Annotated in this window: 13 protein-coding genes; all 13 read left to right on the top strand. The window is 71.4% G+C overall.

From position 1 onward, the window contains the following. Position 1 precedes the first annotated feature (1 nt). Positions 2-637 (top strand): DUF5947 family protein, encoded by a 636-nt coding sequence (locus HOV91_RS36950; protein WP_174189850.1) that lies wholly within the window; start codon positions 2-4, stop codon positions 635-637. Next, on the top strand, positions 634-1,281 hold the full coding sequence (locus HOV91_RS36945; RefSeq protein WP_174189849.1) for a DUF6084 family protein: 648 nt from the start codon (positions 634-636) through the stop codon (positions 1,279-1,281). Before HOV91_RS36950 ends, HOV91_RS36945 begins: the two co-directional genes overlap by 4 nt. Then, positions 1,278-2,606 carry a hypothetical protein gene (locus tag HOV91_RS36940; protein ID WP_174189848.1) on the top strand — a complete coding sequence of 443 codons (1,329 nt, stop codon included), beginning with the start codon at positions 1,278-1,280 and terminating at the stop codon, positions 2,604-2,606. The genes HOV91_RS36945 and HOV91_RS36940 overlap by 4 nt, the downstream gene beginning before the upstream one ends. Positions 2,607-2,619: 13 nt before the next feature. Then, entirely contained in the window at positions 2,620-2,739 is a 120-nt protein-coding gene (locus HOV91_RS41305; protein ID WP_438822723.1) for a DUF6893 family small protein, read from the top strand. A gap of 23 nt (positions 2,740-2,762) precedes the next feature. Continuing rightward, positions 2,763-3,080, top strand: a complete 318-nt coding sequence (locus HOV91_RS36935) for a hypothetical protein (protein WP_174189847.1) — start codon at positions 2,763-2,765, stop codon at positions 3,078-3,080. A 13-nt stretch (positions 3,081-3,093) separates the two neighbouring features. Continuing rightward, positions 3,094-3,582, top strand: a complete 489-nt coding sequence (locus HOV91_RS36930) for a hydrogenase maturation protease (protein ID WP_174189846.1) — start codon at positions 3,094-3,096, stop codon at positions 3,580-3,582. A gap of 3 nt (positions 3,583-3,585) precedes the next feature. After that, complete coding sequence (locus HOV91_RS36925; RefSeq protein ID WP_174189845.1) at positions 3,586-3,828, top strand: HypC/HybG/HupF family hydrogenase formation chaperone; 243 nt, start codon at positions 3,586-3,588, stop codon at positions 3,826-3,828. Continuing rightward, positions 3,825-6,200 (top strand): carbamoyltransferase HypF, encoded by a 2,376-nt coding sequence (locus HOV91_RS36920; RefSeq protein WP_174189844.1) that lies wholly within the window; start codon positions 3,825-3,827, stop codon positions 6,198-6,200. Before HOV91_RS36925 ends, HOV91_RS36920 begins: the two co-directional genes overlap by 4 nt. Positions 6,201-6,216: 16 nt before the next feature. Beyond that, positions 6,217-6,543, top strand: coding sequence for a HypC/HybG/HupF family hydrogenase formation chaperone (locus tag HOV91_RS36915; RefSeq protein ID WP_174189843.1), 327 nt, complete (start codon positions 6,217-6,219; stop codon positions 6,541-6,543). Beyond that, complete coding sequence (hypD, locus tag HOV91_RS36910; RefSeq protein WP_174189842.1) at positions 6,540-7,652, top strand: hydrogenase formation protein HypD; 1,113 nt, start codon at positions 6,540-6,542, stop codon at positions 7,650-7,652. The genes HOV91_RS36915 and hypD overlap by 4 nt, the downstream gene beginning before the upstream one ends. Next, on the top strand, positions 7,645-8,721 hold the full coding sequence (hypE, locus tag HOV91_RS36905) for a hydrogenase expression/formation protein HypE (RefSeq protein ID WP_174189841.1): 1,077 nt from the start codon (positions 7,645-7,647) through the stop codon (positions 8,719-8,721). The genes hypD and hypE overlap by 8 nt, the downstream gene beginning before the upstream one ends. 96 nt (positions 8,722-8,817) lie before the next feature. After that, positions 8,818-9,885, top strand: coding sequence for a Nickel transporter NicT (gene nicT / locus HOV91_RS36900; protein ID WP_246351487.1), 1,068 nt, complete (start codon positions 8,818-8,820; stop codon positions 9,883-9,885). Next, on the top strand, positions 9,885-10,512 hold a 628-nt coding region (locus HOV91_RS36895), incomplete at its 3' end, for a DUF6390 family protein (RefSeq protein WP_174189840.1). The genes nicT and HOV91_RS36895, both read left to right, overlap by 1 nt.

Genomic DNA, 10,512 nt, shown 5'->3' with positions numbered 1-10,512 from the left:
GGTGAGCACGCCGTTTCGCGCGCTACAGCGGAGCGCCGCCGATCGCGGGCCCGGCCCCCGGCCCGGCGAACGGTGCGAGATGTGCGCGGAGCCGATCGCCGACGAGCACCAGCACGTGGTGAATGTCGAAGGCAGGCAGCTGATGTGCGTGTGCCGCGGTTGCTATCTGCTGTTCGTCGACCAGAACGCGGCGCTGCGGTATCGAGCGGTGCCGGACCGGTATCTCGCGTTCCCCGATTTCACGATCAGCCAGCCGGAATGGGACGCGCTGGAGATCCCGGTGAGCCTGGCGTTCTTCTTCCGCAACTCCGCGCTGGGCCGGACGGTGGCGTTCTATCCGGGGCCCGCGGGCGCTACGGAATCGGAACTGCCGCTGGAGCGATGGAACGCGATCCTGCGGCGGCATCCCGAACTGGACGTGCTCGCCCCCGACGTGGAGGCACTGCTCATCCGGGTGCCCGACCGGTGGACCGACCGGGCGGCCTGTCTGCTGCTGCCGATCGACGCCTGCTACGAGTTCGTCGGACGGATGCGGCTGCTGTGGCGCGGGTTCGACGGCGGTCAGGACGTGCGGCGGTATCTGGAGCAGTTCTTCGTCGAGGCGTCGGCGCGCGCGTCATCCGGTGGTGCGCCATGAGCCCGGTGTATTCGACGACGTTCGCGGTGCTCGAGATGAAACCCGAGCCGTACGCGGTCGCGCCGATCCTGTCCGCACGCGTCGGCATCGCGGCGCTCGCGGAGGAACCCGTGCACGCCATCGCCCTGCGCGCGCAGGTGCGCATCGAGCCGTTCCGCCGCGCCTACTCCGACGAGGAGGGCGCGGGGCTGGTCGATCTGTTCGGCCCGCGTGAGCGGTGGCACGAGACGCAGCGTTCGTTCCTCTGGATGCATTGCGCCACCATGGTGCCGAGTTTCACCGGCGGCGCCGAAGTGGATCTGCCGATGCCGTGCACCTACGACTTCGAGGTAACCGGGTCGAAGTACCTGCACGCGTTGCGCGACGGCACGGTTCCGCTGCTGTTCCTGTTCAGCGGGACGGTCTTCATCCGGGGCGGTTCCGGATTCGCCGTGCAGCAGATTCCGTGGGACCGCGAGGACAAGTTCGACATGCCGGTGTCGGTCTGGCAGGACCTGATGGCCGCGCACTTCCCCAATTCCGGCTGGGTGCGATTGCACGACGACACCCTGCGGTCGCTCGCCGCCTACAAGTCCGGCCACGGCCTGCTCGGCTTCGACGATGCGGTGACCCGGCTGCTGACCAGCGCCGAGGAGGCGTCGTGACCTCCGCCGAATCCCGCGCCCGCGCGCGTGCCGTGGCCGACGCGGTGCTCTACGAGGGCTATCTGCTCTACCCCTACCGAGCCGACGCGCGCAAGAACCAGTCGCGCTGGCAGTTCGGCGTGCTGGGACCGCGAGGCGCCGCCGCGGCGGGACTGGGCGAGGAATCGACATTGTCCGCGCAGTTCCTGATCGATCCTGGTGAGCGTCCTCGGATCACCCTGTCCGTTCGATTCCTCCAGCTCCAGCGCCGCCAAGTGGTGCGCGGCGACGGCACGCCCGTCCCGGAATTGACCGACGGCGAGCAGTCCTGGCTGACCTGGGACGAGGCGGTGGAACAGGAGGTCACCGTCGGCCCGGTCACGCCCGGCCGTCTGGTCCGGCCGCTGGACATCCCGGGCGGCGTGGACACCGAAGAGATTCCTACCGCACTCGCCGCGGCCGGTGGCACGTTCGTGCGGACCCGGCTCCCGCTGGCGGGTGAATTCGAACTCGCGTCCGACCGGGACGACGGCTTCCTACGGCTGACGGTCGTCCTGCGCAACGTGGGCAGTCCTGCGGCCGATCCGCACGACGCCATCGCCCGCTCGCTGATCGGCGCGCACGTCATCGCCGAGGTCACCGGCGGCGATTTCGTCTCGCTGCTGGAGCCGCCGCCCCACGCGACGGCCGCCGCCGCCCGCTGCGACCGCTACCGGTGCTTCCCGGTGCTGGCCGGTCCGCCCGGTGACTACAGCATGCTGCTGATCTCGCCGATCATCCTCTACGACCACCCGGAGATCGCCGAGCAGAGCGGAGGCGCGCTGTTCGACTCCACCGAGATCGACGAGATCCTCACGCTGCGGGTGCTGACGATGACCGACGCGGAGAAGGCGCGGGCGCGGGCCACCGATCCGCGCGCGGCCGAGATCATCGACCGCTGCGAGGCCATGTCACCCGACGCGATGCGGCAGTTGCACGGGATCCTGCGCGACCCGCACGCCGATCGCCCCCGGCTGATACCGGAGGTCCCCGAGGGCGTCGATTGGTGGGACCCGCTGGCCGACGCCGCCGTTCGCCCGGACTCCGACGCGGTGCCGGTCGCGGGCGTGCTGGTGCGCAAGGGCAGCCGCGTCCGGCTGCACCCGGCACGGCGGGCCGACGCCCAGGATCTGTTCTTCGACGGCAGACCCGCCCGGGTGGTCTCGGTGCACGCCGACGTGGACGGGCACGCGCACGTCGGGGTCGTGCTCGACGACGACCCCGCGGCCGAACTGCACGAATGGTACGGCCGCTACCTGTATTTCGCGCCCGACGAACTGGAGCCGCTCGACGGCCCCGAGAAGTGAAAGGAAGTCCGCTATGGAAACCGCGGGAGTTGTCTCGAAGAGTGTCGTCGCCGCGCTGGTGGCGGCGGCGTTGTACCTCGGCGTGCGGTCGATACCGGATCTGCGGCGATACCTGAAGATCCGGCAGATGTAGCGGGCCGACCGGAAAGGAGCATCATGGGTGAGCATCGCGAAGAGCCGCAATCGGCACGGGGCGCGCCGGGTTCGCGCGACGCCGGTGCCGGCGTCGCGGCCGGAGGACCGGCGGACCGGGAGCCGGGGCACATCGATCACGAGGAGATGACCTCGGCGCACTCCGAAGACGTCAAGAAGGAGACGGAGTTCACGTCGCAGGCCCCGCCCGGCACCGAGTCGGCGGCGCCGCCCTACGACGAACGCAAGCAGACCGCCAACGCCCCCGGTGAGACGGCGACCGGAAAGGTCGACGACGCGCGGGTGGGCGGCGCGACGACGCCCACCGACGACGAGGGGTGAATCAACGGCCGCGGTGCTGATCGCCGGGATCGGCAACATCTTCCTCGGCGACGACGGATTCGGACCCGAGGTGGTGCGGCGGCTGCCGCGCCACCCCGACCCCGGCGTGCGGGTCGTGGACTACGGCATCCGCGGGATGCACCTCGCCTACGACCTGCTCGACCCCTGGGCCGCGTTGGTGCTGGTCGACGCGGTGCCCGGCCGCGGAGCGCCCGGCCGGGTCGAGGTGTTCCGCGCCGTGCCGGAGGACACCGGCGCCGCGCGGCTCGACGCGCACGCGATGAGCCCGGACGCCGTCTTCGCCGGGGTGCGCGCCCTGGGTGGCGTGCTCCCGCCCACCGTGGTGGTCGGCTGTCAGGTCGCCTGCGTGGACGAGGGCATCGGCCTGTCCGCGCCGGTCGCCGCGGCGGTGGACGAGGCGGTCGCCGCCGTCGGCGGTGTGCTCGCCGACTTGCTGCCCGCCGCCCCGCTTCCACCGGCCACAGCGCGACAGGAGGACTGACCGATGTGTCTCGGCATTCCCGGACGGGTGATGGAGATCCCCGACGGCTACCACGAGCAGATCGCGCTGGTCGAGGTGTCCGGCCGGCCGCGAAGGGTGAACATCGGCCTGCTCGACGACGATCCGGTGCGACCGGGTGACTGGGTGATCATCCACATGGGTTTCGCGGTGGAGAAGACCGACGAGGCGGGCGCCGCGGCGGCGCTGGACGGCCTGCGGTTGCTGCAACGCGGAGACCTGCCATGACCACCGAGCGGATGCGGCGGCGGCTGCTGGTGCGCGGCGTGGTCCAAGGCGTCGGGTTCCGCCCGTTCGTCTACACCACCGCCGCCGAACTGGCGCTGTCCGGCAGCGTGGGCAACGACAGCGGCGGCGTCGTCATCGAGGTCGAAGGCGCGCATGCGGCGCTGGATGAGTTCACCGAGCGGCTTCGCCTGCGGCCGCCTCCGCTGGCGGTGGTCGAATCGGTCGAGCAGGCCGACATCCCGGTGCGCGGCGGCACCGGATTCCACATCGCGGGCACCACGCGCGACGGCGGCGGCCGCACATTGGCCTCACCCGACGTGGCGATCTGCGCGGACTGCGAACGCGAGCTGCGTGATCCCGGCGATCGCCGCTACCGGCATCCGTTCGTCAACTGCACCAATTGCGGTCCGCGTTTCACCATCATCGAGAGCCTGCCCTACGACCGCGAGCGGACGTCCATGGCCGATTTCGCCATGTGCGACCGGTGCGCACGGGAGTACGCCGATCCCGCCGACCGGCGCTTCCACGCCCAGCCGATCGCCTGCCCGGACTGCGGTCCCGTGCTGGCCTACACCGGGCCGGGAGCCGGTGACCCGCTGACGGCCGCGCGGGCACTGCTGTGCGCGGGCGGCATCCTGGCGGTCAAGGGCATCGGCGGATACCACCTCGCGTGCGACGCCACGAACGAGCCGGCCGTCGCGGAGCTGCGCAGGCGCAAACGACGCGGAGACAAGCCTTTCGCCGTGCTGGTGCCCGATCTCGCCACGGCTCGGGCGATCGTCGCCGTCGACACCGCCGCCGCGACGCTGCTGACCGGCCCGGCCCGGCCGATAGTGCTGCTCGCGCGCCGGTCCGTGCCGGAGGAATCCCGTTCGCCCTTCGGCGCTGCCGGGGCGACCCTCGGATCGGGCGAGGTCGCGGCGTCGGTGAGCGGCGACACCGCGCAGTCGCGTCCCGACCCGATCCCGGCTCCCTCGGTGGCGCCCGGCAACCCGGATCTGGGCGTGATGCTCGCCTACACGCCGCTGCACCTGCTGCTGTTCGGCCTGCCCGGCGACCCGCCCGGCCCGCAGGTGCTCGTGATGACCTCGGGCAATCTCGGTGGCGAACCGATCTGCTACCAGGACGACGACGCCCGGACCCGGCTCGCGGGGCTCGCCGACGGCTGGCTGTCGCACAACCGGCGCATCCTGGTGCCCTGCGACGACTCGGTGGTTCGCTCGCTCGACGGCCGCGAACTGCCCGTGCGGCGCTCGCGCGGTTACGCGCCGCTGCCGCTGCTGCTGCCGGTGCCGGTGCCGCCGACCCTCGCGGTCGGCGCCGACCTCAAGAACACCTGCGCGCTGGCCGAGGGCCGCTACGCCTGGCTGAGCCAGCACATCGGCGACATGGACGATCTGGCGACACTGCGTTCCTTCGACGCCGCCCAGCGCCACCTCGGGGAACTCACCGGCGTACGCCCGGCGCAACTGGTCGCCGACGCCCACCCCGGTTACCGTTCCACCGCGTGGGCGCGCGGGCACGCGGGCGAGCGAGCCGTGTACACCGTCCAGCACCACCACGCGCACATCGCCGCCGTGATGGGCGAGCACGGACTCGGCGCCACCGATCAGGTGGTCGGCATCGCCTTCGACGGCACCGGATTCGGTCCGGACGGCGCGGTGTGGGGCGGCGAGGTCCTGCTGGCGGGCTACAAGGGTTACCGGCGGCTGGCGCACCTGAAGTACGTGCCGCTCGCGGGCGGCGACCTCGCGGTGCGCAGGCCCTATCGCATGGCGCTCGCGCATCTGTGGGCGGCCGGGATCGGCTGGGACGAGGACATCCCGGCGGTCGCCGCGTGCCCGCCCGCCGAGCGATCGGTGCTGGCCCACCAGTTCCGCACCGGACTGGGCTGCGCGCCCACGTCGAGCATGGGCCGGTTGTTCGACGCGGTGTCGTCGCTGTGCGACGTCCGCCACGTGGTCGATTACGAAGCCCAGGCGGCGATCGAATTGGAAGGGCTTTCCCGGGCGGGCACGGAAGGCGCCACCGCGTACCGGTTCCCGGCGGCGGACGGAGATCCCGCCGCGATCGATCCCGCGCCGGTGCTCGCGGCCGTGGTGGCCGACGTTCGCGCGGGCGTGCCCGCACCAGTGGTGGGCGCCCGGTTCCACGCGGCGCTCGCCCGGTTGGTGCTCGACCTCGCGGTTCGCTACGCCACCCCGGCGACGGTCGTCGCGCTGTCCGGCGGGGTCTTCCAGAACGCCCTGCTGCTCGCGCGATCGTGCGCGCTGCTGCGCGACAACGGGTTCACCGTGATCACCCACCACCGACTGCCACCCAACGACGGCGGCCTCGCATTCGGGCAACTCCTCGCGGGCAGCGAGGGATGAGCGAAGGAGAGCAACGATGTGTCTTGCGGTACCAGGCAAAGTGCTCAGCCTGCACGAGCGGGACGGCACGCTGATGTCGGTCGTCGACTTCGGCGGCGTGCACAAGGACGTGTGCCTGCAATACATCCCGGACGCGGCGATCGGCGACTACGTCGTGGTCCACGTCGGTTTCGCGATCCAGCGACTGGACGAGGAGTCCGCGCTGCGGACGCTGGCCGAATTCGAGCACCTCGGCGTACTGAAGGAGGAATTCGGCGACGGCTTCGAGATCGCCGCGAAACAGGCGGGTCTGGACAATCCCGCCGCACAGCCACCCCGCGAGGAACCGGAGGCGACGTCATGAAGTACCTGGACGAATTCAGCAACCCGGAGCTGGCCCAGCACCTGCTCGATCGGATCCGCGCCACGACCAGCCGCCGCTGGGCGATCATGGAAGTCTGTGGCGGCCAAACCCATTCGATCATCCGCCACGGCATCGACCAGCTGCTGCCCGAGCAGATCGAGATGATCCACGGCCCCGGCTGCCCGGTCTGCGTCACCCCGCTCGAGGTGATCGACAAGGCACTGGAGATCGCCGCGCAGCCGGGCGTGATCTTCTGCTCGTTCGGCGACATGCTGCGCGTGCCGGGCAGCGCCAAGGACCTGTTCCGGGTCAAGAGCGAAGGCGGGGACGTGCGGGTGGTGTACTCGCCGCTGGACGCGCTGAACCTGGCCAGAGAGAACCCGGACCGCCAAGTCGTGTTCTTCGGCATCGGTTTCGAGACCACCGCTCCGGCCAACGCCATGACGGTGTACCAGGCGAAGCGGCTCGGCATCGAGAACTTTTCGCTGCTGGTGTCGCACGTGCTGGTCCCGCCCGCCATCGCCGCGATCATGGAGTCGCCGACCTGCCGGGTGCAGGGGTTCCTCGCGGCCGGGCACGTCTGCACGGTGATGGGCACCGACGAGTACCCGCCGCTGGCCCAGCGGTACCGGGTCCCGATGGTGGTCACCGGCTTCGAGCCGCTGGACATCCTGGAGGGCATCCGGCGCACGGTGCTGCAACTGGAGTCGGGCAGGCACGAACTGGAGAACGCGTATCCGCGCGCGGTGGCCGCGGCGGGAAACCCCGCGGCCAAAGCCATGCTGCGGGACGTGTTCGAGGTCACCGACCGGGGCTGGCGCGGCATCGGCGTGATTCCGCGCAGCGGCTGGCGGTTGTCGGAGCGCTATCGCGAATTCGACGCCGAGCAGCGCTTCGCCGTGGGCGACATGCACACCGCCGAGTCGACGATCTGCCGCTCCGGCGAGGTGCTGCAAGGGTTGATCAAACCGAACGAGTGCGCCGCCTTCGGCAAGCAGTGCACGCCGCGTAACCCGTTGGGCGCCACCATGGTGTCCTCGGAAGGCGCGTGCGCCGCCTACTACCTGTACCGGCGCCTCGATCTGCCCGCGGAGGTGGCTCATGCGTGAGGATGGCGCGGCCCCGGCGACGATCGACATGGAGGGCTGGGTCTGCCCGATGCCGCTGCGGGATGCGCCGAACATCGTGATGGGCCACGGTGGCGGCGGCGCGATGTCCGGCGAGCTGATCGAGCATCTGTTCCTGCCCGCCTTCGGCCCGGCCGCCACCGCGGACCTGACCGACTCCGCGGTCGTCACGCTCGACGGGGCGCGCTTGGCGTTCTCCACCGACTCGTTCGTGGTCAAGCCGATCGTCTTCCCCGGAGGCACGATCGGCGAGCTCGCGGTCAACGGCACGGTGAACGACCTGGCCATGTCCGGGGCGCGGCCGATGGTGCTGTCCACCGCGTTCATCCTGGAAGAGGGCACCGCGCTGGCCGACATCGCGCGGATCGCGCAGGCGGTCGGCACCGCCGCGCTCGCGGCGGAGGTCCGGCTGGTCACCGGTGACACGAAGGTCGTCGACGCCGGGCACGGTGACGGGATCTACCTCAACACCGCCGGGATCGGCGTGGTCGGACCGGGCGTGGACATCCGGCCGCAGCGCGCGACCCCGGGTGATGTCGTGCTGGTCAGCGGCGACATCGGCGTGCACGGTGTCGCGGTGCTCAGCTGCCGCGAAGGGCTGGAGTTCGGAACCACCGTGCTCAGCGACACCGCTCCGCTGCACGGCTTGGTCGCGGCGATGCTGGTCACCGGCGCCGACGTGCACGTGCTGCGCGACCCCACCCGCGGTGGCGTCGCGGCCTCGCTCAACGAGATCGCCCGCACCGCGAACGTCGGGGTGGCGCTGGACGAGCGGCAGCTCCCGGTGCCCGACGGCGTGCGCGACGCGTGCGGACTCCTCGGCCTGGACCCGATGTACGTGGCCAACGAGGGCAAGCTGCTGGCGTTCGTCCCGCCCGAGGACGCCGACCGCGTACTCGCGGCGATGCGGGAACACCCGCTGGGCGCGCAGGCCGCGGTGATCGGCCGGTGCGTCGCCGAGCATCCCGGGATGGTGGTGGCCCGTACCGGGCTCGGCGGAACGCGCGTGGTGGACCTGCCCGCGGGCGAGCAGTTGCCGCGGATCTGCTGACGGCGGACCCGAACCGGTCCGGAGCGAGAAGGCGAGGTGTGCGTCATCGGTCGGATCGCCGATACTCGCGAGGCGCCGCGCGGCCCGCTGGCCCGGCTGGACGGGCGGCAGCGGCGCGGCGTCGCGGGCATGGCGTCGGTCGTCGTCGCGCTGCACGTGCTCGGCTGGTCGGCGCTGCTGCTGCTCGTGGTTCCCGGCGGGTACGTGGTGGACGGCGCGGTGTTCGGCGTCGGTCTCGGCGTCACGGCCTACACGCTCGGGATGCGGCACGCGTTCGACGCCGACCACATCGCCGCCATCGACAACACCACCCGCAAGCTGGTCGCGGACGGACGTAAGCCGCTGTCGGTCGGATTCTGGTTCGCCCTCGGGCACTCCACCGTCGTCTTCGCCCTCGTCGCGCTGCTGGCGTTCGGCGTCAAGGCGCTGGCGGGAGACCTGCGCGACGAGAACTCCGGCCTGCAACGGTGGACCGGCCTGTTCGGCACCGGCGTCTCGGGGACGTTCCTGCTGGCCATCGGCCTGTTGAACCTGGTCTCGCTGATCGGCATCTGGCGGGTGTTCCGCGGGATGCGTCACGGGACCTGCGACGAAGCCGCGCTGCGGCAGCAGTTGAACGACCGCGGCGCCTTGCAACGGGTGATCGGCCCGCTGATCCGGGCGGTGCGCGCACCGTGGCAGATGTACCCGGTCGGGCTGCTGTTCGGACTGGGTTTCGACACCGTCACCGAGGTGAGCCTGCTGGTGATCGCGGGTGGCGCGGCGGCGACCGATCTGCCGTGGTACGCGATCCTGGTGCTGCCGGTGCTGTTCTCGGCGGGGATGACCCTGTTCGACGCACTCGACGGCGCGTTCATGAACTACGCCTACGGGTGGGCCTTCGCCGGGCCGCTGCGCACCGTCTACTACAACATCGTCGTCACGGCGCTGTCGGTCGCGGTAGCCCTGCTGATCGGCGCGCAGGAGATGATCTCGCTGCTGGCCGACGAGTTCGGCATCGCCGAGGGTCCACTGGCCTGGGTCGGCGGACTGGATCTCGGGGCGATGGGCTTCCTGATCGTCGGGCTGTTCGTGCTCACCTGGGTGGTGGCGGTCGCGGTGTGGCGATTCGGCCGGCTGGAGCAGCGGTGGACGCCCCGGCGCGCCGGCGAAAGGCCCTGCTGATGGCGGGCAGCGGAGCGGAGATGTTCGCCAGGTACGCCTACGCCCCCAACCGGCTCGGCTACTGCGGACCGCCCGACGCGGCCGCCCTGCGAGACGGTTCGGACGAGCAGGTGCGGGCGGTGGCGCGCCGGTTCACCGGCGCGTGGCCCTACTTGCGTGTGATGGCCAGGATGACCGGCATCGCCGACCCGCTGGACCGCCGCCTCGTGGAGTCGTACTGGCTGGGCGGCGGGGTCGGCGCGGACTTGGACCCCCGTGCGTTCACCGCGGAACTGCTCGGGCTGCTCGGCCCGGTCGCGGGCGGTTACTGGACGCACCTGACCCCGCAGCTGGCGCAGGAGGCCGCGGCCAACCACTGCTTCCACGTCTTCGGCGTGTACCCGTGGTCGCGGCTGCTGCGGCACGGCAACGCGCATCCCTTGCACGTGCTCGACAGCTGCCGGATCACCTGGGGCACGGTGCTCGACCGCACCGGCGGCGAGGTCGTGCTGCGCTGCCGCGCGCTCGGCTGGGACGGCGAGCGCCTCGCGCTGGCGCCGGAGACGGTGCGGTCGGTACCGATCCGGGTGGACGGGTACGCGGCGGTGCCGGACGTGGCGGCGGGGGAGCGGGTCGCGGTGCACTGGG

This window comes from Nocardia barduliensis, from assembly GCF_013315795.1.
In the GTDB taxonomy this organism is placed as follows: Bacteria; Actinomycetota; Actinomycetes; order Mycobacteriales; family Mycobacteriaceae; genus Nocardia; species Nocardia barduliensis.
The sequence above is the reverse complement of the archived record's forward strand: the minus strand, read 5'-3'. Positions and strand labels throughout refer to the sequence as shown.

What these genes read in the sequence shown, in the direction of transcription:
- HOV91_RS36925 (WP_174189845.1), top strand. Translation starts at nt 3,586, where the DNA reads ATGTGTCTCGGCATTCCCGGACGGGTGATGGAGATCCCCGACGGCTAC.
- hypE (WP_174189841.1), top strand. Translation starts at nt 7,645, where the DNA reads ATGCGTGAGGATGGCGCGGCCCCGGCGACGATCGACATGGAGGGCTGG.
- HOV91_RS36915 (WP_174189843.1), top strand. Translation starts at nt 6,217, where the DNA reads ATGTGTCTTGCGGTACCAGGCAAAGTGCTCAGCCTGCACGAGCGGGAC.
- HOV91_RS36935 (WP_174189847.1), top strand. Translation starts at nt 2,763, where the DNA reads ATGGGTGAGCATCGCGAAGAGCCGCAATCGGCACGGGGCGCGCCGGGT.
- HOV91_RS36945 (WP_174189849.1), top strand. Translation starts at nt 634, where the DNA reads ATGAGCCCGGTGTATTCGACGACGTTCGCGGTGCTCGAGATGAAACCC.
- HOV91_RS36920 (WP_174189844.1), top strand. Translation starts at nt 3,825, where the DNA reads ATGACCACCGAGCGGATGCGGCGGCGGCTGCTGGTGCGCGGCGTGGTC.
- HOV91_RS41305 (WP_438822723.1), top strand. Translation starts at nt 2,620, where the DNA reads ATGGAAACCGCGGGAGTTGTCTCGAAGAGTGTCGTCGCCGCGCTGGTG.
- hypD (WP_174189842.1), top strand. Translation starts at nt 6,540, where the DNA reads ATGAAGTACCTGGACGAATTCAGCAACCCGGAGCTGGCCCAGCACCTG.